The organism is Pseudomonas sp. HS-18 (assembly GCF_020401845.1).
Lineage (GTDB): Bacteria > Pseudomonadota > Gammaproteobacteria > Pseudomonadales > Pseudomonadaceae > Pseudomonas > Pseudomonas nitroreducens.
Genome location: NZ_CP084413.1, coordinates 834,953 through 858,907 on the forward strand (window position 1 = coordinate 834,953; position 23,955 = coordinate 858,907).

21 protein-coding genes are annotated in these 23,955 nt (G+C 61.9%); 13 read left to right on the top strand and 8 right to left on the bottom strand.

Features of this window, described 5'->3' with window-relative positions:
• Window positions 1–186 precede the first annotated feature (186 nt).
• Window positions 187–666 (bottom strand): Lrp/AsnC family transcriptional regulator, encoded by a 480-nt coding sequence (locus LDJ84_RS04010; RefSeq protein WP_024763946.1) that lies wholly within the window; start codon window positions 664–666, stop codon window positions 187–189.
• Window positions 667–1,108: 442 nt separating this feature from the next.
• Here LDJ84_RS04010 and LDJ84_RS04015 point away from each other — a divergent pair, with 442 nt between their 5' ends.
• Window positions 1,109–2,179 (top strand): DUF6515 family protein, encoded by a 1,071-nt coding sequence (locus LDJ84_RS04015; RefSeq protein WP_226045928.1) that lies wholly within the window; start codon window positions 1,109–1,111, stop codon window positions 2,177–2,179.
• A gap of 6 nt (window positions 2,180–2,185) precedes the next feature.
• Here LDJ84_RS04015 and LDJ84_RS04020 read toward each other — a convergent pair whose 3' ends face one another.
• The 3 genes from LDJ84_RS04020 to LDJ84_RS04030 are packed head-to-tail and all read right to left on the bottom strand — an operon-like array spanning window position 2,186 to window position 4,012.
• On the bottom strand, window positions 2,186–3,082 hold the full coding sequence (locus LDJ84_RS04020; RefSeq protein WP_024763944.1) for a cation diffusion facilitator family transporter: 897 nt from the start codon (window positions 3,080–3,082) through the stop codon (window positions 2,186–2,188).
• Window positions 3,082–3,594, bottom strand: a complete 513-nt coding sequence (locus LDJ84_RS04025) for a DinB family protein (protein ID WP_193452669.1) — start codon at window positions 3,592–3,594, stop codon at window positions 3,082–3,084. The genes LDJ84_RS04020 and LDJ84_RS04025 overlap by 1 nt, the downstream gene beginning before the upstream one ends.
• Before the next feature lies 1 nt (window position 3,595).
• Window positions 3,596–4,012: a polyribonucleotide nucleotidyltransferase gene (locus tag LDJ84_RS04030; RefSeq protein WP_024763942.1), complete on the bottom strand. Its 417-nt coding sequence runs from the start codon at window positions 4,010–4,012 to the stop codon at window positions 3,596–3,598.
• A gap of 186 nt (window positions 4,013–4,198) precedes the next feature.
• Here LDJ84_RS04030 and hrpB point away from each other — a divergent pair, with 186 nt between their 5' ends.
• Genes hrpB through LDJ84_RS04055 form a run of 5 tightly spaced genes read left to right on the top strand, consistent with a single transcriptional unit; the run spans window position 4,199 to window position 12,622 of the window.
• A complete protein-coding gene (gene hrpB, locus LDJ84_RS04035; RefSeq protein WP_226045929.1) occupies window positions 4,199–6,739 on the top strand; it encodes an ATP-dependent helicase HrpB in 2,541 nt (846 codons plus the stop codon).
• 52 nt (window positions 6,740–6,791) lie between these two features.
• The gene (locus LDJ84_RS04040; protein ID WP_054906852.1) at window positions 6,792–8,273 is read left to right on the top strand and encodes a site-specific integrase; all 1,482 of its coding nucleotides are present in this window, start codon (window positions 6,792–6,794) and stop codon (window positions 8,271–8,273) included.
• Entirely contained in the window at window positions 8,266–10,173 is a 1,908-nt protein-coding gene (locus LDJ84_RS04045) for a hypothetical protein (RefSeq protein ID WP_064979866.1), read from the top strand. The genes LDJ84_RS04040 and LDJ84_RS04045 overlap by 8 nt, the downstream gene beginning before the upstream one ends.
• The gene (locus tag LDJ84_RS04050) at window positions 10,170–12,206 is read left to right on the top strand and encodes a hypothetical protein (protein WP_054906806.1); all 2,037 of its coding nucleotides are present in this window, start codon (window positions 10,170–10,172) and stop codon (window positions 12,204–12,206) included. Before LDJ84_RS04045 ends, LDJ84_RS04050 begins: the two co-directional genes overlap by 4 nt.
• A complete protein-coding gene (locus LDJ84_RS04055) occupies window positions 12,203–12,622 on the top strand; it encodes a hypothetical protein (protein WP_082450447.1) in 420 nt (139 codons plus the stop codon). The genes LDJ84_RS04050 and LDJ84_RS04055 overlap by 4 nt, the downstream gene beginning before the upstream one ends.
• 573 nt (window positions 12,623–13,195) lie before the next feature.
• On the opposite strand, the gene LDJ84_RS04060 is transcribed toward LDJ84_RS04055, so the two are convergent.
• Together LDJ84_RS04060 and LDJ84_RS04065 are read right to left on the bottom strand one after the other, a co-directional pair.
• Window positions 13,196–13,960, bottom strand: a complete 765-nt coding sequence (locus tag LDJ84_RS04060) for a substrate-binding periplasmic protein (RefSeq protein WP_226045930.1) — start codon at window positions 13,958–13,960, stop codon at window positions 13,196–13,198.
• Between the two features lie 104 nt (window positions 13,961–14,064).
• Complete coding sequence (locus LDJ84_RS04065) at window positions 14,065–15,147, bottom strand: endonuclease/exonuclease/phosphatase family protein (protein ID WP_065086618.1); 1,083 nt, start codon at window positions 15,145–15,147, stop codon at window positions 14,065–14,067.
• A 151-nt stretch (window positions 15,148–15,298) separates the two neighbouring features.
• Between LDJ84_RS04065 and LDJ84_RS04070 the strand changes: the two genes are divergently transcribed.
• Complete coding sequence (locus LDJ84_RS04070) at window positions 15,299–16,135, top strand: SDR family oxidoreductase (protein ID WP_226045931.1); 837 nt, start codon at window positions 15,299–15,301, stop codon at window positions 16,133–16,135.
• Between the two features lie 204 nt (window positions 16,136–16,339).
• Here the strand turns inward: LDJ84_RS04070 and LDJ84_RS04075 are convergent, their stop codons facing one another.
• Both LDJ84_RS04075 and LDJ84_RS04080 read right to left on the bottom strand, forming a co-directional pair.
• Window positions 16,340–16,771: a VOC family protein gene (locus LDJ84_RS04075; protein WP_065086617.1), complete on the bottom strand. Its 432-nt coding sequence runs from the start codon at window positions 16,769–16,771 to the stop codon at window positions 16,340–16,342.
• An 88-nt stretch (window positions 16,772–16,859) separates the two neighbouring features.
• A complete protein-coding gene (locus LDJ84_RS04080; RefSeq protein WP_038803593.1) occupies window positions 16,860–17,510 on the bottom strand; it encodes a YciC family protein in 651 nt (216 codons plus the stop codon).
• Window positions 17,511–17,669: 159 nt separating this feature from the next.
• On the opposite strand from LDJ84_RS04080, the gene LDJ84_RS04085 reads away from it, so the two are divergent.
• The 6 genes from LDJ84_RS04085 to LDJ84_RS04110 all read left to right on the top strand — a co-directional run bounded on the left by LDJ84_RS04085 (window position 17,670) and on the right by LDJ84_RS04110 (window position 23,938).
• Window positions 17,670–18,416, top strand: coding sequence for a DUF2076 domain-containing protein (locus LDJ84_RS04085; protein ID WP_169888556.1), 747 nt, complete (start codon window positions 17,670–17,672; stop codon window positions 18,414–18,416).
• Between the two features lie 80 nt (window positions 18,417–18,496).
• Window positions 18,497–18,973: an NYN domain-containing protein gene (locus LDJ84_RS04090; RefSeq protein WP_024764639.1), complete on the top strand. Its 477-nt coding sequence runs from the start codon at window positions 18,497–18,499 to the stop codon at window positions 18,971–18,973.
• 50 nt (window positions 18,974–19,023) lie between these two features.
• Window positions 19,024–20,406, top strand: coding sequence for a DEAD/DEAH box helicase (locus tag LDJ84_RS04095; protein WP_226045932.1), 1,383 nt, complete (start codon window positions 19,024–19,026; stop codon window positions 20,404–20,406).
• 169 nt (window positions 20,407–20,575) lie between these two features.
• Window positions 20,576–21,394: a helix-turn-helix transcriptional regulator gene (locus tag LDJ84_RS04100; protein WP_226045933.1), complete on the top strand. Its 819-nt coding sequence runs from the start codon at window positions 20,576–20,578 to the stop codon at window positions 21,392–21,394.
• Between the two features lie 235 nt (window positions 21,395–21,629).
• Window positions 21,630–22,745 (top strand): ABC transporter ATP-binding protein, encoded by a 1,116-nt coding sequence (locus tag LDJ84_RS04105; RefSeq protein WP_065086614.1) that lies wholly within the window; start codon window positions 21,630–21,632, stop codon window positions 22,743–22,745.
• Between the two features lie 50 nt (window positions 22,746–22,795).
• Window positions 22,796–23,938, top strand: a complete 1,143-nt coding sequence (locus LDJ84_RS04110; protein WP_226045934.1) for an ABC transporter substrate-binding protein — start codon at window positions 22,796–22,798, stop codon at window positions 23,936–23,938.
• Window positions 23,939–23,955: the final 17 nt, after the last annotated feature.

A 23,955-nucleotide genomic window follows, 5' to 3' on the forward strand; every position in this document is an offset into this window, starting at 1 on the left:
CGCATGCGGCGCTTTGTCGTTCAGAGCCGTTCATAAATTGAGCAGTTCCTCCTGAGCGACGCACGCAATGCCGCGAAAATTCCCGCCGCAGCCCGGCTGGCGGGGAAATTTCCGGTATCGATTTCGTTCGGCGGGAGGCAGGGTGCGGTGCTGTGTCGCAGGTCTGGCCGCTCCTGCAAAAACTGATCAGACGCGCAGGTGGTCCAGCGGCAACTCGGTGCTGGCCAGAACGTTGCGCAGCACGAAGCTCGACCGCACGCTGGTAACGCCTTCGATGCGCGTGACGGTGCCGAGCAGGAAGTGCTGGTAGTGCTCCATGTCCGGCACCATCACCTTGAGCTGGTAGTCCGCGTCCATCCCGGTCACCAGGCTGCATTCCAGCACCTCGGGGCACTTGCCGATGATCTGCTGGAAATGCTCGAAGCGTTCCGGGGTGTGCCGGTCCATGCCGATCAGCACGAAGGCGGTGAGGCTCAGGCCGAGCTTCTTGCTGTCCAGCAGGGCGACCTGGCGGACGATGTAGCCATCGTCTTCGAGCTGCTTGACCCGCCGCGAGCAGGGGGAGGGCGACAGGCCGATGCGTTCGGCCAGCTCCTGATTGGAGATGCGCGCGTCGCGTTGCAGTTCGGCAAGAATTCGCAGGTCGTAGCGGTCCAGCTTGTCCATGAAAGCCTCGGAGTTTAATTGAATTGCGCTTTTGGCGTAATTTTTGGCTGTTTGTTGCTCATGTGGTGCCTTTATGAGCAATCTTAGCAATCATTTATCCGCTCTGTCGCCGTACTATTTCTTCCAGATTCACAGCCCGGACATCACGTCCCCCTGCGATCCGCCCAATCAGGCGCTTCGCGGCCCGCCGACCCCACAGGATCGCGCCGGCCACCGGGCTGCGCACTGCCCAGAAGGCGGAGCGAGGTGAGCCGGCGCCAACAGCGACGAGCAGGACGAGATTCCACAAAGGGAGGCTGACGAGCCTCCCTTTTTTCTTGCCCGCGATCTGCCCCCCCATCTTTACCCTGACTTTACCCAACACCTTGCAATGCGGGCGTTGCGCCGTGGTCTATGGCATTGTCACATCACTGTTTTCGGCCGTCGCCGAAGTGAGGAATTCATGAAGTCGGGCATTGGGCGGTTCGCCTCCTTCGCTGTGCTTTCGCTGGCGCTGGCCGTGCAGACCGCCACGGCTGCCGGTTTTGGCGGCGCGGATATGCAGGGCGGCCAGGGCCAGCCGCCGAGCCAGGGCGGTGGCCAGGGACGTCCTTCCGGCGGTTCGGGCAACGCTGGCGGTGGCAAGTTCGGTTCCCACGAAGTCCCGAACGGTTCCGGCGGTGGCTGGCAGGGGCGCCCGCCCAGCGGTGGAAACAATGGCCCGTGGCAGGGCCGCCCTCCGGGCAATGGCGGTAATAACAACGGCCAATGGCAAGGGCATCCGCCAAACGGCGCCGGTAACGGCCATGACAATGGCCAGTGGCACGGCCGCCCTCCGGGCCAGAATGGCAATCAGTGGCAGGGCGGTCAGGGTCGCCCGCCGGGCTATGGCGATAGTCAATGGCAGAACCGTCCGCCGGCCAACAATGGCAACGCGGGCAAGTTCGGTTCCCATGAAGTGCGCCCACCATCCGGCAACTGGCAGGGGCGGCCGCCGTCCCACGGCAACTGGGGGCCACATCCGTCCTACTGGCGGCCGGGCTATGTGGTGAATGCCATGCCGAGCGGGCACTACCGCGTGCCTTATCGTGGCAATGACTACTACTTCAACGACGGCTACTGGTACCGTCCCTACGGATCTCGTTACGTGGTAGTGACGCCGCCCTACGGCGTGCGCGTGCGCTACCTGCCCTCCTATGCCGAGCAGGTGTGGGTCGGCAGCATCGGCTACTTCCTGGCTGCCGGCACCTACTACCTGTGGCAGGCCAGTTCGCAGGACTACGAAGTCGTGGCACCGCCCCAGCAGCAACCGGTGGCCGTGGCACAGACCGGCTATGACGTGATCGCCTATCCGCTGTACAACCAGGGGCCGGACCAGCAGGCCCGTGACCGCTACGAATGCCATGGCTGGGCCGTGCAACAAAGTGGCTTCGATCCGGCATCGGCCAGCTACGCGCCGCCGGCGTACGTCGCCGACAACTACCGCCGCGCCCTGGGCGCCTGCCTGAGCGGGCGCGGCTACAGCGTCAACTGATGCTCTCTAGCTGATCGTCTCTTTGCCCACCACTTCCTGCGGGTCGGCGTGCACCAGCACCTCGGCCCGCGGGAATTCCTTGTGGATCGCCAGCACCGCCTCGTCGCACAGGTGATGCGCCTTGGACAGCGACAGCTCGCCGGGCAGCTCCAGGTGCAGCTGAACGAACCAGTGCGTGCCGGAAATCCGCGTGCGCAGGTCATGGGCGCCGAGCACGCCGGGTACTTCGCGCACCAGTTCGAGCATGCGCGTGCTGACGTCGGGCGGTAGTTCCTCGTCCATCAGCACCGCGATGGATTCGCGGGCGATCTGGAAGGAGCTCCAGAGGATGTACAGGGCGATGCCCAGGCCGAAGAGGGCGTCCATCTGTTGCCAGCCGAAGTTCGCCAGCACCAGGGCGACCAGGATGCTGCTGTTGAGCAACAGGTCCGAGCGGTAGTGCAGGGAGTCGGCGCGGATGGCATTGGAACCGGTGATCTTCACCACGTAGCCCTGTACCGTCAGCAGGCCGGCGGTGAGTACCAGCGACAGGATCATCACCGCAATGCCCCAGCCGACGGCTTCCACCGGCTCGGGATGTTGCAGCCGGTCGATGGCCTGGGTGCCTACCAGTACGGCGCTGACCGCGATGAACAGCGCTTGCGCCAGCCCGGACAGTGATTCCGCCTTGCCGTGGCCGTAGCGATGGTCGTCGTCCGCGGGGCGGATGGCGTAGTGCACCGCCAGCAGGTTGAGGAAGGAAGCGGCGCCGTCGAGCAGCGAATCGGTGAGACCGGCCAGCAGGCTGACCGAGCCACTGAGCCACCAGGCGATGGCCTTGGCGACGATCAGGGTGGTGGCGACGCCGAGCGACGCGAAGGTCGCCAGCCGCATGAGGTGGGAGTGGCTGGCGTGCTTGAGCATCAGGTGTCCAGGCGGTTGGGCAGGAAGTAGATGTAGTCCAGCAGCGGCGCCTTCTGGTCCAGCGCAGTGAGCGCGGCGCTCATTTGCCCGCGATGGTGGGTGCCGTGGTTGACCAGGTGCTGGACGATGTTCGCCAGGCTCTGGCGGTGTTCCTGCCCGGCCATGTTGCGGTAGTCCAGCTGGGTGCCGAGGGTGGCATCGCTCTGCTTGCTCAGCCATAGGCGCCAGGCGCCGACACCGTCATTGAGGAAGTCGGCGAGGCCGGCGCGATCAGGCGCCGCCTCGGCGTCGAGGCGTTCGAACTGCCAGGGCTCTCGCTGCACTCGGGCGAACCAGATGCGATCGACCACCGCGAGGTGGTTGAGGGTGCCGTGAAGGCTGCCGAAGAACAGCCCGCGCGGCGCGCGGTAGGTCTCTTCATCCAGGGGCGCTATGGCCTCCAGGATGCGTTCGTAGGCCCACTGGTGGTACGCCAGGAGTTGCTGAAGGTGTGAAGCGAGAGCGCCGTGCATATCAGGCCTCCGGGCGCAGGCCCAGGCTGGCGAGTTGTTGGAGGCTGCCGCTGCGCTGGATCAGACGCGGGTCGTCCAGGGGCAGGCTGCGGCCGGTTTCACGCTCGAGGATCGCCTTGAGTTTAGCCTTGTCCACGGTGCCGTCTTCACCCACGGCATCCTTGAGCTTTTCCGGCGCGACCGAGTACTTCGCATCGGGCAGGTAGATCGCGCCGGTGGCGAAGTCTACGCCGAAGGCAATCAGGCCCGGGATGACGTAGAACAACAGTCCGATGGCGTCGAAGGCGACGATGGCGGGGTCGATACGGCCGTCGATCTGGCCGCGGCGATCGGGGTAGAACAGGGTGCCGCAGGCGGTCAGCTGGCTGAACAGGGCGGCGCTCAGAACGGCGCAGGACACACGGGTGGCAAGACGCATGGAAGACCTCCGGGAGGATGATGCGGACAACTATATCAACGAGCTCGCTGTCGCTGCTGGCAGATTCGCACTATGCGGCGTTCTCGTTGCTTCTATGACTGCCGAGTTGGCATCGTGGTTCGCCCGCTATAATCGCCGGCCCCCGCGCAATCGGGGTTACTGCCCCATGAAATTCCAGGAGCCGGCATGAACGCCCTTCCCATCGACAGCGTCCTTCCCGTCCTGCGCCAGGCCCTGGCCGAGCGCCATGAGGTGGTACTGGAAGCGCCGCCCGGCGCCGGCAAGACCACCCGCGTGCCGCTGGCGCTGCTGGGCGAGGCGTGGCTGGCCGGGCAGTCGATCCTGATGCTGGAACCACGCCGCCTGGCTGCCCGCGCTGCCGCCGAGCGCCTGTCCAGTGAGCTGGGCGAGACAGTCGGCGAGACCGTTGGTTACCGCATCCGCCTGGATAGCAGGGTCGGCCCGAAGACGCGCATCGAGGTGGTTACCGAAGGCATCCTCGCGCGCCGCCTCCAGGATGACCCGGCGCTGGAAGGCGTGGGCCTGGTGATCTTCGACGAATTCCACGAGCGCTCCCTTGACGCTGATCTGGCCCTGGCGCTGACCCTCAACGGCCGCGCGCTGCTGCGCGACGAGCCGCCGCTCAAGGTGCTGGTGATGTCCGCGACCCTGGAGGGCGAGCGCCTCTCCACGTTGCTGGACGATGCCCCGGTGGTACGCAGCGAGGGCCGCATGTTCCCGGTGGGCATCCGCTGGGGCCGCCCCTGGCAGGCCGGCGAATTCATCGAGCCGCGCGTGGTGCAGACCGTGCAGCAGGCGCTGGCGGATGAACCCGGCAGCCTGCTGGTGTTCCTGCCCGGCCAGGCGGAGATTCGCCGCGTCGCCGAACAGCTGGGCGACACACTGGCTGGTCGGCCTGAAGTACTCATCTGCCCGCTGCACGGCGAGCTTGATCTGGACGCCCAGCGCGCTGCCATTGAGCCCGCGCCGGCGGGTAAGCGCAAGGTGGTGCTGGCCACGAATATTGCCGAGACCAGCCTGACCATCGATGGCGTGCGCGTCGTGGTGGATGCCGGGCTGGCGCGGGTGCCGCGCTTCGATCCGGGCAGCGGCATGACCCGCCTGGATACCCAGCGCATCTCCCGCGCCTCCGCCACCCAGCGCGCCGGCCGTGCCGGGCGCCTGGAACCCGGCGCCTGCTACTGCCTGTGGTCCGAGGCGCAGCACGATCAACTGCCGGCCTATGGCGCGGCGGAAATTCTCCAGGCCGACCTCGCCGGCCTCGCGCTGCAACTGGCGCGCTGGGGCGTGGCCCCGCAGGAGCTGGCCTGGCTCGACCTGCCGCCCGCCGCCGCTTATGCACAGGCCCAGGACCTGCTGGAGCGTCTCGGCGCGCTGGCCTCCCGCGCCGGCGGCGGCAGTCTCACGCCCCACGGCCAGGCCATGGCCGAGGTGCCGGCGCACCCGCGAATCGCCCACCTGCTGCTGCGCGGCCACGCGTTGGGGCTGGGACAATTGGCCTGTGATCTGGCCGCCCTGCTGGGCGAGCGCGACATCCTGCGCGGTAACGACGCCGACCTGCATCACCGCATCGCCCTGCTGGCCGGCGAGCAGAATGGCCCGCGCGCCAGCCGCGGCGCGGTGCAGCGCGTTCGCCAGCTGGCGCGGCAGTTCAAGGGCTACCTGCGTGGCCCGGCACGCGAACCGGTGAGCGATCCGGATCATCCGCGCTGGCTCGGCGGCCTGCTGGCCTTTGCCTACCCGGACCGTATCGCCCGCCAGCGCCGCGCCGGTGGCGGCGAATACCGCCTGGCCAACGGTCGCGCCGCGCTGTTCGGCGAGCCGGATGCGCTGATGAAGGAAGCCTGGCTGGTGATCGCCGACCTCGGCAGCCGCCAGGGCCAGCGCGAGGAGCGCATCTACCTGGCGGCGGCGCTGGAGCCGGCGCTGTTCGAGTCGATTCTCGCCGAGCAGGTCAGCGTCCACGACGAACTGGACTGGGACGAGCGCGAAGGCGTATTGTGCGCCGAGCGACAGCGCAAGGTCGGCGAGCTGGTGCTGTCCACCGAGGCGCTGCCCAATCTGGACGCCGAAGCCCGCAGCCGCGCGCTGCTCGGGCTGGTGCGCCGCAAGGGCCTGGAGTTGTTACCCTGGACGCCGGAGCTGCGCCAGTGGCAGGCACGCATCGCGCTGTTGCGGCGGCTGGACCTGGAGGGCAAGGGCGAGAGCGAGTGGCCGGACGTCAGCGACGCCGCCTTGCTGGGCTCGCTGGAGAACTGGCTGCTGCCTTACCTGGGCAAGGTTTCGCGGCTCTCGCATTTCGGCAACCTGGACTTGAGCGGAATTCTCCATGCGCAGCTGCCCTGGCCATTGCCGCAACGCCTGGACGAACTGGCGCCGCGCACGTTGCAGGTGCCGTCCGGCTCGAACATCCGCCTGGACTACAGCGAGTTCCCGCCGGTCCTCGCTGTGCGCCTGCAGGAGCTGTTCGGCCTCGCCGATACGCCGCGCATCGCCCAGGGCCGGGTGGCGGTCAAGTTGCACCTGCTCTCTCCGGCGCAGCGGCCGGTACAGGTGACCCAGGACCTGGCCAACTTCTGGCGCAGTACCTATGCCGAAGTGAAGAAGGACCTCAAGGGGCGCTACCCGAAGCTATTCAATAAGCTTGATCCTTGGGTTGAATCTCTTAACGCTAAAATATTGACAGGTAAGGACGACAAGCGTTGATTTCTATCTTCTAACGTGTAGGATTGACGCCATTTCATCTGAGGGCAAAATGATGGCGCAATCCGAAGAGTTGGTTCAGGGGAGTAGGCTTGTGGTCATTCCCCGACTTGCTGATGCATTTGCCGAGTTATACGTCTCTGAATGCCCAGAGGGTGGGGTTGAGAGCAGTATTGCGCTTTCTGACCCAAAGATGACTGTCTACCAGCTGAATGAGCCCGGCTCAGAGGACGGGAGAGGTGATATATACAACTTCCCCATGCTTTTCCATGCTGATGGACTGCCCTGGCAGGAGGCGAATTCTTATCTGCTCAGCCTAGTGGCTAACAAAGTGGCAAGAACAAGGCCTACTGACGATGTGAGGCGTAAAGCCAGTAAGCTCTTAGACTACCTATTGTTCTGTGAGTCAGAGAATATCGACTGGACCGACTTCTCAGGCAAGCGACCGTCCCTGCGGCCTACTTACAGGTATTACAGGCATCTTCTCGAAAAAGGAGGCAAAGGAGGCCAGGTAGTCAATCAATACACTGGGATTGTGTATGATTTCTATAAGTTCGTAGCTCGCTTTTGGCACCCAATTGATATCAATAGGGTGGATACCGTAAAGAAGCTAAAGCTCATGGTTCAAGGGGCGCGGGGGAACATCAGTCTCGATGTTGAGAAAAGAAGCCAAACACGTCCCACGGCTCCTGCAAGTCCAGTCCCCATCGGTTACGTGCGGGATGATGGTGAGGATCTTCGGCCTCTTACAAATACTCAATTGAGCCAACTGCTGGAATCTATATACCTCCCGAGTTGGTCTGCCCAAGAGCGGCTGATCGTCCTTACAGCCCTTATGACAGGTGCCAGGAAGCAAACCGTGCTCACCCTCAGGCTACGCCACCTGGATAGCTTCTCAGATGAAAATCTGAGGCCCGACGGGACTTACCTAATCAAGGCTGGGCCGGGGACAGGAATCGACACGAAGTTCGACAAGGAGCAGAGAGTCTATTTTCCGCGTCAGTTGGCCGATGACCTTAAGGTCTGGGCCAGTTCTCCATTAGCGTTAAGGCGTAGGAAGGCATTTCTTGAGAAAATGCGAGATCTTGAGCCCGGCATAACCTTTGATGAGCAAGATGTCTACGTTTTCTTGTCTGATCAAGGTAATTGCTACTATATGGCTGAAGATGATCCTCGGTATGAGTTCGTCAAATCTCGGCCTACGGGGCAGGTAACTGAGAACCTGAAACAAAAATTGCTGCGAACTGTCGGAAGCAATTTTCCAACTAGCTTTAGTTATCACTGGCTGCGAGCGACATTCGCTTTTCAGTTGTATCAAAAGCTACTACCCTTATTGAAAAAGGGGCGGCTGCAATATGGTGAAGAAATTTCGATTATTCAACATCGGTTGCACCACAAGAATCGAGAAACTACCGAGAACTATTTGAAGCTTTTCTTGATGTATTCAGAAAAAATGGTCGCCCAAGAGCGCTACGAAGACTGGCTTATTAGCTTTGGTAGTTACAGTGACTTGAGCTTGGAGGAATTGAGTGCTTAGCCACGTACTCACTCTTCGTGATACTGATGTTTTTGATGTCAAGGATCTTGGCAGAGAATTTCTATACCCTGAGCGGGTACGGATTCAACTCCATGAGGATGCACGTAAAGCTCCGTTTGATATTGGGAGTATTGCTTACTCGCGTCGAAATTTTGAATCGGATCATGTTTTGGCTGCGTATCCGATAGCTGTAGATCTTTCCAGTCTGGTGCCTGGGCGTAGAGAACTGATCAGAGATATCATTGATGGTATCTACTCAGGCGGGTTGCGCCACAAAAGCATCCTTGCATTTTTGAAAAAGATTAAAGTTGTAATGGATTGGTGCGATCAGAATGGTCATAGCCAGTGGCATGAAAGCCTAGAGCAAGCAGGGAGCGCTTATGTTGCGCTGTCTGATCACCTTAAGCATCTAATCCTTGTAGATAGAAAACTATCGCCTACGACCTGTGGTCACCGTCAGCAGACGTTGCAGACACTTATAGAACTTAAATTCCCAGGTGATGCCGCTCACGTCACCAGCCTCGCGCCTGCTTTCAGAATTGCGCGTAACCCAGCTACTCCTCCAAGTGAGGACTTGGTTCAGCAATACGTTTCAACCTGCATCGATATTGCTAGGAAGCTAACTGATTTTGTTTTGAAAGAAGAAAATTTCCCATTTCGCATTACCGTTGCCAATAATGAGGTTGCCGTGTTCCCCAGCATGGTGGGATGGCTGACACCTTTAACTTTGGAGGAGGGCTCTTCGCCTGTGTACAACGCAGGCGAATTAAGGATTTCCTCCGTTGAGGAGTACCAGGAGCTTACAGGGTACAATCGAAGCGTCTCAATTCGCGCCCTAGAAGAAGCGCAGCAGAATATCGACGCCGCGAATAGCGATAAGCGCCATCAGCAACGGATTAGATTGGCGTCGATGGCTGCCAGTGCTTATGCGTGTCTGTTCGTGCTGATCACTGCTGCTAATCCGAGTGAGTTTATTGAATTTGACTATCTTGAAGCTGTTGAGGTAGAGAAATCAGTAGTTAAAAAAGAGCTTACCTCGGTCAAATTCAGAGCTGGTGGGCGCATTACACGCTATGCAGTTGGTCGTAGGACAGGTTTGCCGCTACTACGAGAGTACCTTAAGCTTCGGGAGTGGATTTTAAACGGCGCCGAATGTCAGTACCTATTTTTCAAAATGAAACGCACAGGATTTTATACTGGACAGTTCTCAAAGCTAAATGAGGCTTTTTCCAGTACATTTTTCAAACGGCTTCAAGGAGTTTTCCTCCCGGCTGACTGTAAGAATATTCCAGGTTCGCTAGCTAGAAAGCTCAAGAGCTTGATTTTACATGAGCTGCGCGTGTCCCCATCTATCGTTGCTGAGGTGATGAATCACAGTCAGAAAACGAATGCTGCAAGCTATTCAGAGACGAGACTGGATAGGATGAAAACGGAGTATGGGGACTTCTGGAACTCTGTCCGGAAAGCAGCCGAGATGGTCAAATCTCGTGCTGATGGAGACTCAAAAAAAATTGCATCAGGCCACTGTGATGATTTTGAGAGGCCTGTGAAAATCCTTGAGTCTGTGCCAATAACGCCCGATTGTCGTTCCCAGTACGGATGCCTCTTCTGTGCCAACTATCTCTGTCATGCCGATGAAGAAGACATCCACAAACTTCTAAGTCTACAGTTTGTGGTTAACGCTGTTAGGCTTGGCTCGCCAGATATAGGGCACGCAGAGCAGATGTTTCAGGAGCTTTCGGTGCGTATTGAGTTCATCCTAGATGCGATAGCTAAGCGCTCAGAAAACGCCAATCGATTGGTTGAGTCAGTAAAGTACAGGGTACATGAGCTGGGTGAGCTTACGCACTTTTGGGAAAAGCGATTGCAACGCTACGAGCAGGTGGGGGTTGTGTTTTGAGTGCGGAATTCTACAGTGCTCTATATTCGGGTGAGGCAACGCCAGTTTTCGAGCCGCTACCAAGCAACTATGGTGGTCTAGCGCCTGCTCCAGATTTTGTATTGTGCAGATCATCGAGCGGTGTCGCTACAGCGATTTATGGTCAAGATCGCTGGGATTTCAATCCCCTGCGGCTCAGCGCCAAGACAGTGCCGGTTATGGATTTTAGTCGGGGTTTGGAAAGCCCTGATGGTAGGTTCGATAACCTTAAAAATGAGGCGAAATTTCTGGTGTTCTGCCTCGTTTACTTTTCGTCAGCTGGGCGCATGGGAGCACTAAGCGTTGCCACACTTCGCAATAGTCACTACATCCTCATGTCGTTGGCTAAATATTGCGCTGCTCAAGAAAGCAAACCGCTTATAGGTTTGCTTAGCTTGAGGCAGATGCTAACCACGCCTGTCTATTTAGCTGCGTTTATGAGGGACAACCAGTTAGGGGTCGCAAGGAAGAAAATTTTACGCGCTCTTCTGGTCCAGCTTGTGGGTGTGGGGGAGGACCGTCTCGGTTATCGAGTTCAGGGGTTGGAACTAGAATATGGGAGATTCGAATTCAAGCAGCATCCTGTTATTCCTACCTCAATTTATCTTAACACCATTAATTACCTGGCTGATCAGGTGGATCATGTACATAAGTATATGGATCGCCTGGAGCCATTTATTGTCCGGTTTATCGATAAGGAATACGGCGGGTACTCTCGCTTGAAGGCGACAAGGCAGAGGCTTGAGGAGCATGGGCTAACGAACTTCGCAGCTACTGTTGAAGAGTATGGTCTACAAGACTTTTTTGTAGGTGATTTTGCCTGTGAGGAAAGGCGAGGTTTGGGTAGGATTTTGTCAAATATCCAGTATTTGGTCAAAACCGTTATCCACTGCTATACAGGTATGCGTGATCAGGAAGTTTTACGTTTGCCTTACAATTGTATTTCTCAAGCAGAGATAACTCCTGCGCTGGTGGATACGGATGGGATTGTCCGAAATAAGGCAGTTCTAGTTGACTTGATATCGACCACAACAAAATTCACGGGCTATAAGGCCGAAGCATCCTGGCTGGCAGCTTCTGAAGTCGTAAAGGCTATTGATGTAGCAAGAGCAGTATGTCGGTCTCTCTCTCGTTTCTATGACGTATCTCTGGATGTTGCGCCCTTACTCATTAGTCCCACAGTCCTTATCAGGAGGGATCACAAGGAACTGGCGAGTCAGGGCCTCGGTAATATGAGATTGGAGTCGCTGGCAAAAGCCACCAAAATTTCTCCAAGCGATCTAGTCGAACTGGAGGCTTCGGCTCCTGAAAGGTCTTTTGATACCGAGGCCAGTTTCAAAGTCGGAGCGCCGTGGCCATTTACCAGTCACCAATTCCGACGTTCTCTAGCCTTCTATGGTAGCAGTAGTGGTTTTATTTCACTGCCAAGCCTCAAGAAACAATTCAAGCACTTGACCATCCAGATGTCACGTTACTACGCGAATAACTTTGACCAGTTGAAAACTGTTTTTGGATACTACGATCCAAAAACAGGTGAGTATGTACTCCCCAATAACCATATGGCATACGATTTTCAGACAGGTGTGCCGATCAGTGTTGCATACGACTTGCTGACCGAAGTGCTTGGGTCTGATACGAGGCTTTTTGGCGGGGTTGGGTCATACGTCGAAAAGCAGAGGCAACGATTAGACGATGGCGAAGTGCTCATTGAGGACGTTCGAGAGGAGACGCTCAAGCGGGTTGAGCAGGGGCATATTTCTTATCGGAAAACATTCTTAGGTGCCTGCATGAAAACTGGCCCCTGTGAGGCTTTCATGCTGGGGAACTACATAACCTGCCTAAGCTGTCCAGGCAGTCTGATCAAGCCGGACAGGCTTGACCAAGCAATTGGTGAGGCAAAAGCAGACCTAGAGGTTTACGACCTTAACTCAGGTGAGTATCAGGTCGTTAAGAAAGATCTTGACGATCTCGTATCTTACCGAGAGCGGCACATCCAAGCTAAGGAGGTTATATGAGTAGGCCTGATCATTTGATGGACGGCGTGGCCCGGTGCGAAGAGGCATTTGAGCGTCTTAAGACGGGTAAGCCCGTTGTCGCTGCACATGTTGATATTGATAGATCCAAAATAACAGCCGGTATAGTGAGTGTTGAGGCTGGATTTGATAGAGGTTATCTCAAAAAGGCAAGGCCAAGCCATGCGCCACTGATCGCGCTTATTGAGTCATATAGAAAAGGGATGACGAGCACATCCATCACAAGTCAAACCCAGATTCGTAGAGCTAAGCAAAAAATTGAGCAGACCTCTAGCGAATTGGAAGCAGTAAAATTTCATCTCTTCCGAGTGCTAACCCAGAACATACAGCTGGTGGAAAGGGTGAGAATCCTTGAGCAGCAGTTGAAAAGCACAAAAGTGGTGCCAATTAGGAATTGATTTATCTTATAGAGTGTCAATGATTGACAGCCTATCGCAGAATAGGCGTCCGATGCAGCTGTCAATCCTTGCCTTAATTAACATATTTATTGTCAATCACTGCAACATGGATTGACTAGATTTGGATTGACAGTTTTTGCTCTCTAGGCCTAGTGCTCATTGGGATTTTTTGTTGTCAATGTTCAGACAGCAAGGTGATAAAGTTTACTACTGGCCGGACGACCCGCTGATCGCCGAGCCGACGGCGCGGGCCAAGCCGCGCAAAACCTGAAATTCGCGCAAGGGCTCCTGCTCTTGTAGGAGCAACTGTCTTCTTCAGGTAAGTCCGTGCCAGTGCCTTCCCTCACCGCAGCCCTCTCCCAGAGGGAGAGGGAGCCGCCCGTGCCGGCGGGCACCAAGGTTTCATCCTGCACCGAACGGTCCCCTCTCCCTCTGGGAGAGGGTGAGGGCTGATCCGAGTACAGGACTGTCGGGTAGGAGCGGATTCATCCGCGATGTTTCTGTGCGAAGCGGAGCCGATCGCGGACGGAGTCCGCTTGTGTCTGCGGACCTACGCGATAGCGGTCTTCCCGGTCAGGGCAACTTCATCTCGTAACCTGCCGCCTGCAATTCGTCGTAGGCATGGTCCAGCTGTGCGCGCAGCCCTTCGGCGTCGGGCGCGTGGCGCGAGACGATCAGCTTGGTCGGCACGCTGTACAGGTTGTCGAAGGCCAGTGGCGCCATGTTGAGCTCCTGGCGCGCCTGCTCTACCGGCGTCTGGTAGTCGATCAGGTAGTCGCCGCGACCGCGTTCGAGCATCTGCAGCGCTGCGGTGTGGGTGCTGGTGCGGTGCAGCTCCAGCTTCAGCGCCGGGTCGGCGAGCAGGTCGGTGATCGGCCGCCAGTAGCTGTAGCCGCTGATGAGGATGACCCGGCTGCCGGTCAGGCCCTCGGGCACTTCGGGCGAGGGCCGCGAGGGCAGGCGGTAGAGGTTCAGCTCGACGTGGCCCAGCACGCGCTCGCACTCCAGCGTGCTGCCCGCCAGTTCCTGCTTGCCGGGTGCGCCGGCCCAGAGCTGCACGCTGCCGTCCTGCAGGCCCAGGTACAGGCGGGCGCTGGGCAGTGGGCGGAAGTCGGCGCGGTAGCCGGCCTTGAGCAGGATGCGCCGGACCATTTCGGCACCGCTGCCGCGGGTGCTGCCATCCGGGGCGGTATAGGTATAGGGCGGGAATTCGTAGTAGCCCACCGTCAGCGCCGGCAGTGGGCGCGGCAGGCGGTCGGCCAGCGTGGGTCGGTCGACGGCCAGGGCGTTGAGGCAGAGGAGGGCGAGGATCAGCCCGGCGAGACGGCGCAAATGCATGGATGGCCTGGGTGCTCGTTATCGTTTTTGTTCGAAGCGGGCCGAGCATGCGACCGCCGCCTCGCACTTGTCCAGCTTCCTCCGGCGGCGTTGTGCCGAAGCGCTCAGTGGGGCAGCAGGAAACGTGCGGAAAGCGGCAGGTGATTGGAGATGCGCAGGGTGTCGTGGGCGCGTACGCCGGCCTCCAGACGGTTCAGGCTGGGGCTGTGGAACAGGTAGTCGAGGGTGCGGTCGGGTTTGTGCACGCGCGGATCGTTGGGGAAATGCGTGTACCAGTTCTCCTGGTCGGCGCCACTGGACTCTTCCACCGCCGGGATCACCGGGAAGCGCGCTGCCAGCAGGTTCAGTTCACTGTTGGCGCGATAGGGCGCGCGCAGCACTTCCGGCAGGTAGGGATACTGGCCAAGCGGCAGCAGGCCGAGATCGCCACCCAGCAGCCAGGGGCGGCCCGCGGCCTGCAGGGAGTTCAGCTGGGCCTCGACGGCTTCCACCTGGCGCTGCGGGGTGTCGTCGCCGTTGGGGCGTTCCAGGCGCGTGTTGATCACGCTGAGCTGGCCGCCACCGCGGATCGGCAGGTCGCTCTGCAACAGCGCCGGTTGCGGGGCGAACAGATGCAGCAGCGGGATGGATGAACGCTGCGGCAGGGCGATGCGCTCGCTGCTGGCGATCTGGAAGCGGCTGAAGGTCACCAGCTTGCGCCCGGCGCTACCGAACACATGGGGATTGGGATCGAAGCGTGCCTTCCAGTCGAAGGCGGCGCTGGAGCAGGGATAAAGGTCGGCCAGGCGGTCGCCGATCAGCGCCTGCTGGTCCTGCTTGCCGGTGGCGGCGGCGCCGTCGTCCACTTCCTGCAGCAGGACGATGTCCGGAGCCTCGTCGCGGATCACCCGTACCACCTCGTCGAGGCTGTAGGCGATGTCTTCGGGGCTGGGGCTGTCGTCCGGGCCGGTGGTGTCGGGCAGGTCGTCCCAGAAGATGTAGCGCTTGCCGGCCAGGTACTGGACGTTCCAGGTCATCACCTTCAGTGCCTGGCCCGGCTGCAGTTGCGGCGCGGGCGCGCGGCACTGGGCGGCGACGCTTTCGCGCTCGGCGGGGTGCCAGGCCAGCAGCCAGGCGGCGGCGGAGAGGGCGAGCAGCAGGACGATGAACAGCAGGAACAGGGCGCGACGGCGAAGCGAGAGGCTCATGGGTGACCAGGGGCTATGCTTGTTGGGACCAGAGGATAGTGGCTGTGACTTCGTATTTCATCTCTGTGTTTAGTGTGGGAATAATCCTGAAACCTTGTGAGACGTAGTTCGCAGGATGCTGTTTCGCACCCGCGCGCTCCGGGAGGCTGCCATGTCGAGCAAGCTCTTCTCCCATCCCGTCTACCGACGCAAGGTTGTGCTGGTCAGCGGCGGCTGCTCCGGCATCGGCCGCGCCCTGGTGCTGCGCTTCGCCCGGGCCGGGGCCCATCCGGTGATCCTCGACCTTGACCAGGCGGCGCTGGACAGCCTGGTGCAGCACCTGCGCGAACACCTGAACGTCGAGGCCCTTGGCCTGCGCTGCGACATCGCCGATGCCGAGGCGGTGCAGCGCTCGGTGGCACTGGCGGTCGAGCGCTTCGGCGGTATCGACGTGCTGGTGAACAACGCCGGCATCACCCACCGCAGCCTGTTCATCGAGACCGAGCTGGCAGTCTTCCGCCGGGTGATGGCGGTGAATTTCTATGGCGCGCTGCACTGCACCCAGGCGGCCTTGCCCAGCCTGCTGGCGCGGCGTGGGCAGATCGTCGTGCTCAGTTCGTTGACCGGCTTCGCGCCGCTGCTCTACCGCAGCGCCTACAACGCCAGCAAGCATGCGCTGCACGGCCTGTTCGACACGTTGCGCATGGAGCTGGACGGCACCGGTGTGGCAATCACCCTGGCATGCCCCGGCTTCACTGCCACCGACCTGCGCAAGAACGCGCTGGTGGGCGACGGCTCGGTGATCCGGCAGCCGGCGCTGGTGCTGGGCGCGGAGGTCGCCTCGCCGCGCGACGTGGCCGAGGCAATCTACCAGGGCGCATTGCGCCGCCGGCGGTTGCTGGTGCTGTCCAACGTCAACTGGCGGGCGAGGCTGCTGGCGCGCTTCTTCCCGCGGCTGTTCGAGAAGCTGCTGGTACCGAAGATGTCGGGGCTCAGGCCGGGAAACTGAATGTCCGGGGGCTCTTGCTCCCTCTCCCTTCGGAGCGGAGCGCGCAGCCAGGGTTGGGGAGAGGGCACTCCCCGTGGAACTGCATCGCCGGGCGTGAGCCCGTCCCCTCCCTAACCCTCCCCCGCAAGCGGGAGAGGGGACCATTGGGCAGAACGATGAACACAGCGGCCAGCCGGAAATGCCCTTGACGAAGATCGGTTCAGATCAATGCGAGTGCGTGTCGAAACCACCGCCTGCCAGCGCCATGTCCCAGAACGACGCCTCGATCTTGTGCCCGTCCAGGTCGCGGATGAAGCAGCCGTAGTACGGATCGCCATAGAGCGGGCGCGGGCCGGGGGCGCCCTCGTCGGTGGCGCCGGCGGCTATCGCGGCGCGATAGAACGCGTCCACTTCCTCGCGGGAATTGGCCATGAAGCCGAAGTGCGTGCCGTTGCCGACGCTGGCGGGGCGCCCGTCGATGGGCGTCTGCAGCCAGAACTCCGGGAAGGCGCGGCCATAGGCCACCGCGCCGGGGTGCTCCATGATCTGTTGGCAGCCCAGGGTGGGCAGCACGGCGTCGTAAAACGCCTTGGCGCGCGGGTAGTCGTTGGTGCCGATGGAAATGTGCGAGAGGCAGCTGGGCGGGAAGTCGCTCACGGCGAGTCTCCATACTCGGGGAAAGGAGACTCCAGCGTAGAACCCCGGCGCTCGACGTGCCGGGGGATTTGTTGCGACTTGCTGCCGCTCAGGCGGCCTCGCGGCCAAGCAGGATGAAGATGCGGTAGGCGGCCACCGTCAGCAGCAGCTGGAAGAACCCGCTCAGCGAGTGCAGCGCGACGCTGAGTACCGGCGCGTCCTGGCCGGCCTCGGTGATCCAGCCTTCGGCGATCCACACCGGCGCGAGGATGGCCAGGGAGGTGATCAGCAGCAGGAAGAAATGCCCGGTGGTCAGGCTGAAGCTCTCGCGCATCGCGTCGATGGGCGCGCGGCCGCGCTGCACCAGGAGGAATTCGGCGAAGGCCAGCTTGATCATCACGAAGATGCCCGGCAGCACCATCAGGTACAGGCCGATCACGATCAGCAGCGAGGTGATCGCCGAGAGCAGGGCGAAAGCCGGCCACAGGCGCAACGCTGCGCTCCACAGTTCGCGCACGCTGCGCTCGATACCTTCGCCCGCGTCGATCATGTAGAGGATCAGGCTGGCGGTGTAGATCGGGTAGAACACCAGGCCCGCAGCCATGCCCCAGGGCGCGATGTTCTGCGAGCCGGCGGCGACGTTGATTTGCTGCTGCACCAGTGTCTCGATGACGATCCACGGCAGGCACAGCGGCACCAGGGTGCCCAGATGACGGGAGAAGAAGAACCAGGTGTCGCGGAGGATGGAAAGGGGATTCATCAGTAACCCGATACTGTCCGAGGGCTTCGACTCTAACTTAAGCAAACCCTCAGATAGAAGGCGCAAGAATTCTGTGACCGGAACTTGTTTTTTTCCGACCCGATCCAATGTTTCGCTTCAGCGATCCGTTTTGATTCACCCGCTCACTCGAGGCCTGTCATGAATTCCGAAGAGCAATCCCTGATCGATGGTCTGTTCACCCGCCTGCGTGACGCCGAGTCGCAGACCGCGCCCCGTGACGCCGACGCCGAGGCACAGATCAACAGGCACCTGGTGCAGCAGCCGGCCGCGCCCTACTACATGGCCCAGGCGATGCTGATCCAGGAAGCGGCGATCAAACGCCTGGACCAGCGCGTCAAGGAACTCGAAGCGCAGCAGGCCAGGGCTCAGGAGCAGCGCCCGAGCAGCGGCGGCTTCCTCGCCGGGCTGTTCGGCGGCGGTCAGAGCCAGGAGCAGCGCCCGGCGCAACCGCAGCAGCGCCCGGACGGCTGGGGCCAGACGCGTTTCTCGCAGCCCGGCGGCAATGCGGCGTACGCCAACAATCCTGCGGCCGGCAATCCCAACGACTTCCGCCCCGCACAGCCGGCGCAAGCCGCACCGCAGGGCGGTGGCTTCATGCGCGGTGCGCTGCAGACCGCCGCGGGCGTGGCCGGCGGGGTGATGGTGGCGGACCTGCTGACCAGCATGTTCCACCACAACCAGCCGCAGGAAATCGTCGAAGTGATCCAGGAACAGCCGGTGCAGCCGGAACCTTCGAGCTTCGACGACTCGCGGACGGACGACTCCTTTGGCGGCGGCGACCGCTATGCCGACAGCAACTTCAGTGACGCCAACTACGACGACGGTGGCAGCTTGGGCGACGACTCCGGCTTCTTCGGCGGCGACGACGGCGACATGTTCAGCTGAGCCGCCCGCCCGCCGGGACTGGCGGGGGCGCGCCGCTGTGCCGATAATGCGCCCCCGCTGTTCGAGTCCCGGAGTCACCGTTGAAGACCATCGCCCTGTTCGCCGACGTGCAGAACCTCTACTACACCGTGCGTCAGGCCTACGGCTGCCACTTCAACTACGCCGCCCTATGGGCCGAGCTGAGCGCCCAGGGCAACATCGTCCAGGCCTACGCCTATGCCATCGACCGGGGTGACGCGAAGCAGCAGCAGTTCCAGCAGATCCTGCGCAAGCTCGGCTTCACCGTGAAGCTCAAGCCCTACATCCAGCGCGCCGACGGCTCGGCCAAGGGCGACTGGGACGTGGGCATCACCATCGACATCCTCGACGCCGCGCCGAATGTGGACGAAGTCGTGCTGGCTTCCGGCGACGGTGACTTCGACCTGCTCCTGGACCGCGTCCGCGCCGGCGGCACCGATGCCACCGCCTACGGCGTGCCGGGCCTCACCGCCCAGGCACTGATCCGCGCGGCCAGCCGCTACGTGCCCATCGAAGGCGCACTGCTGCTGCGTTCCTGACCCTTGCGGCTACAATGCCGCCCATTCTGATTCGTTTCTGCGAGCGCTCCATGACCTTCGCCACCCTCGGCCTGATCGATCCTCTCCTGCGCGCCCTCGACGGGCTCGGCTACCAGAACCCGACGGCGGTGCAGGCCCAGGCCATCCCGGCCGTGCTCAAGGGGCGTGATCTGCTCGCCGCCGCGCAGACCGGTACCGGCAAGACCGCCGGTTTCGCCTTGCCGCTGTTGCAGAAACTGTTGCAGGAAGGCCCGCAGGTGGCGGCCAATTCCATTCGCGCACTGGTGCTGGTGCCGACCCGCGAGCTGGCCGAGCAGGTCCACGAGAGCTTCCGCGCCTACGGCCAGCACGTGCCGCTGCGTACCGCCGTGGCATACGGCGGGGTCAGCATCAACCCGCAGATGATGAAGCTGCGCAAGGGTGTCGACGTGCTGGTGGCCACGCCCGGTCGCCTGCTCGATCTGTATCGGCAGAACGCCCTGAAGTTCACCCAGCTGCAGGCGCTGGTGCTCGACGAAGCCGACCGCATGCTCGACCTGGGCTTCGCCCGCGAGCTGGACGAAGTCTTCGCCGCGCTGCCCCGGCGTCGGCAGACTCTGCTGTTCTCCGCGACCTTCTCCGATGCCATCCGCCAGATGGCCCGCGAGTTGCTGCGCGACCCGCTGACCATCGACGTGGCGCCGCGCAATACGGCGGCGAAAACGGTGAAGCAGCACCTGCTCACCGTGGACAAGAAACGCAAGGCCGAGCTGTTCCTGCACCTGATGCGGGAGCAGGGTTGGCGCCAGGCCTTGGTGTTCGCCAAGACCCGCAAGGGCGTCGATGAGCTGGTTGGCCTGTTGCAGAAAGCAGGCATCCGCGCCGACTCGATCCACGGCGACAAGCCGCAGCCATCGCGCCTGCGCGCGCTGGCGCGGTTCAAGGCCGGCGAAGTGGACTTCCTGATTGCCACCGACGTTGCTGCCCGCGGCCTGGATATCGAGGAAATGCCGCTGGTGGTCAACTTCGACCTGCCCATCGTCCCCGAAGACTACGTGCACCGCATCGGCCGTACCGGTCGCGCCGGCGCCAGCGGGCAGGCGATCTCGCTGGTCTGCGCCGACGAAGTGCAGCAGCTGGCGGCCATCGAGACGCTGATCGGCCAGACTTTGCAGCGCCAGGAAGAAGATGGCTTCGAGGCGGAACACCGGGTGCCCGTCACCGCCCCCGGCGGCCAGATAACCAAAAAGCCGAAGAAGCCCAAGCAATCCAAGGTGCCCGAAGGCAAACCGGGCAAGGTCCACCTGGGCTCGCTGCTGGACGACAAGCCGCAGGTCAAGGCGGTGCGCAAGGCGCCGGGGTTCGGCCTTGGCGGCAAACCGGCAGGTGGCAAGCCGTCTTCTGGAAAACTCTCTTCTGGAAAGCCGGCCGGCAAGGGCGGTCGCCGCCCCTGAGCCGTTAAGGCGCGCGCCTGCTTCATCGCGGTGCGCCGCCGAGGGCTGAGTCGGGGCTTTCCCCAGGCGTGGCGGGGTCTTGTGGGGTGTGGCGCAAAAGCTGCATTTCCGTGTGGAATCCCGAACGCCTATAGTGTGCCCATCGCGCACACAACAAGAACGACAGCCCATGCGCCACAAGGAACTCAAAGCCTGGACCGGCGGAGTCGCCCATCTGCTCCCGCTGGCCGCCGGTCGTCCGCGCCTGCTCGGCCTCAGCCAGTGGCTGCAGCAGGTCTGTGCGGTGGATAACTTCGTGCTCTTCGTCTACGAAGGCAACCACCGCCCACTGGACCTGTTCGACACCTTCCCGGCCGACATTCGCCACGTCTACGTCGAGGACTACCAGGTCGGCCCCTACCTGCTCGATCCCTTCTACCTCGCCTGCACCCGCCACCAGGCGCCGGGGCTGTGGCGCCTGCGGCAGTTCGCGCCGGACCACTTCTACGTGGGCGAGTACTACCAGACCTACTACCAGCAGACCGGCCTGACCGAGGAGATCGCCTTCTTCGTCGACCTGGCCGACGGCGCCACCGCTGTGCTCTCGCTGATGCGCAAGACATCGAGCCCCGCCTACAGCCGCGACGAGATGCAGCTGCTCGAATGTGCGCGGCCGGTGGTCGAGCAGGTGGTGCGCGAAGCCTGGGAACTGCGCCGCGCGCAGCCGCGTCCGGCGCAGGACCTGGACTACCAGATCCGCGAGGCCTTCGACCAGTTCGGCGCCCAGCTGCTCACGCCCCGCGAGCAGGAGATCGTCCAGCTGCTGCTGCGCGGGCACTCCAGCGCCTCGGTAGCGGAGCAGCTGGATATCAGCCCAGGCACGGTGAAGATCCACCGCAAGAACATCTACGCCAAGCTCGGCATCGGCAGCCAGTCGGAGCTGCTCGGGCTGTTCATCCGCGAGTTGGCCGGACGCGATGTGGCGGGTGGGATGCGCGCAGTCGGCTGAACCGGGTAGCTCTTTTGTAGGAGCGAGCTTGCTCGCGAACGGGCTCCCCGATAACTCCGGCGCTGGGCGATTCGCGAGCAAGGGCCGGGCGCCCCCTCGGTCCTGCAGGGGATTCCTGTCCCGCGATCGCGCGCCGAGAGAACCAATCCCGCCATCTATCCCCCGAGGGATATATACACCCCGAAAGCCCCATTGCTAGCGTGACCACCAACAAGAACAAGGTGGGAGCGCGGTGATGGAAAGCGGTCAGGATGTCGATATCGAGTTCCGTAACGTGGTCAAGCGCTATGGCAGCGTGCCGGCGGTCAACGGGCTGAGCTTCAAGGTCAAGCGCGGCGCTTTCCATTCCTTCCTCGGCAGCTCCGGCTGCGGCAAGACCACCACCCTGCGGATGATCGCCGGCTTCGAGCAGCCCAGCGAAGGCGAGGTCCTGCTGGCCGGCCAGGCAGTGGCAGGGGTGCCGGCGCACCAGCGTGCAGTGAACATGGTGTTCCAGCACTACGCGCTGTTCCCGCACCTGACGGTGGCCGAGAACATCGCCTACGGCCTGCGCTATCGCACGCCGCGCCCGGACCGCGCGCAGCAGCGTCGCATGGCTGACGAGGCGCTGGAGATGGTGCGCCTGTCCGGCTTCGGCACACGCAAGCCCCACGAGCTTTCCGGCGGCCAGCAGCAGCGCGTGGCGCTGGCCCGCGCGCTGGTGAACAAGCCCACCGTGCTGCTGCTCGACGAGCCGCTGGCGGCGCTGGACCGCAAGCTGCGCAAGGAGATGCAGTCGGAACTGCTGCGCCTGCAGCGCGAGGTCGGCATCACCTTCGTGCTGGTCACCCACGACCAGGAAGAGGCGCTGTCGATGAGCGACAGCATCAGCATCATGAAGGACGGCCTGATCATCCAGACCGCCACCCCCGAAGCACTCTACGAGACCCCGGCGAGCCGCTACGTGGCGGACTTTATCGGTGAGTCCAACCTGTTCGCCGGCACCGTCCGCCGCCTCGATTCCGGCCGTGTGGTGCTGGGCACGCCGGCCGGGCTGGAACTGAGCAGCCCGCCGACACCCACCGGTCCCTCGCTCTCGCCCCAGGCCGAAGGCTGCATCGCCGTGCGCCCCGAACTGGTCGGCATCGCCGCCGCCGATTCGGAGCTGCAGCGCGAAGTGCGCCTGAAGGGCCGCGTCGAAGACCGCATCTACCTGGGCAACCTCACCGAATACCGCGTGCGCACCGACGCCTTCGGCATTGTTTGCGTGCGCGTGCCGCGCAAGGCCGGCGGCGAGGCGGAAGCCTTCGAGCACGGCGCGCCGGTGCAGGTCGGCTGGAACCAGGCCAGCGGCCTGGCCATGGCGCTCTGAAAACGATCCAACCCTAACCAGAAAAATCAGCAGACAGGCGGGGAGTGACGATGGACAAGAAGAACTTCATCAAGACGATGCGCAGCTGGGAAAACGGCTCCATCACGCGGCGCGATTTCCTCGGCAAGACCGGCCTCGGCCTGGCGATGGCGGTGGTCGCCGCCAACACTCCCGGTCTGCTGACCGGCAAGGCCTACGCGACCGAGGGCAGCAATATCGGCGACCGTCTGGCCCTGGCCACCTGGCCGAACTACCACAGCCAGGAGAACTTCGACGCCTTCGCCAAGGCCACTGGCGCCCGCGTACAGATGAACGTGTTCGGCTCCAACGAGGAGATGCTCGCCAAGCTGCAGGCCGGCGGCAGCGGCTGGGACGTCTTCGTGCCGACCAACTACACCATCAGTACCTACGTGCAGCTCGGGCTGATCGAGCCGCTGGACCTCTCGCGCATCCCCAACTTCGACCCCAAGGCCTTCGAGGAACGCTTCATGGCCCAGGGCACGGTGGACGGCAAGGTCTACGCGGTGCCGAAGAACTGGGGTACCACCGGCATCGTCTACGACGCCAGCCGCGTGAAGGGCAGCCCGGATTCCTGGAAACAGTTCTGGGACCTCACCCTGACCAGCGCCTCGGGCCGCACCATCGTCCACGACTACCAGCTCACCGCTATCGGCAACGCGCTCAAGTACTACGGCTACAGCTTCAACTCGCTGGACCCGAAGGAGCTGGCCGAGGCCGAGAAGCTGCTGATCCAGGCCAAGCCGCACCTGTTCGCGATCAACTCCGACATCCAGCCCTCGCTGCGCAACGGCGATGCCTGGATGGCCATGGCCTGGACCGGCGATGCTTCCCAACTGCACCGCGACAACCCGGACATGACCTTCGTGCTGGGCAAGGAGGGCGGCGAGATCTGGAGCGACTTCTTCGCCATCCCCAAGAGTGCCGAGCACAAGGATGCCGCCTACGCCTTCATCAACTATCTGCTCGACCCGCCGCACAACAAGCTGGAGGTGCTCTCCCACGGCTACCCGAGCGGCGACAAGCGCGTCGACGCGCTGCTCTCCAAGGAAATGCTCGACGACCCGATCATGTACCCGGCGGCCGAGCGTCTGTCGCCGCTGGAGTTCGGCGCCGCGGCGACCCTTACCAGCCCGGTGCGCGCCGAACTGATGGCGCGGTTCAAGGCCGCCTGAGGAAGGTCTCCCTGTAG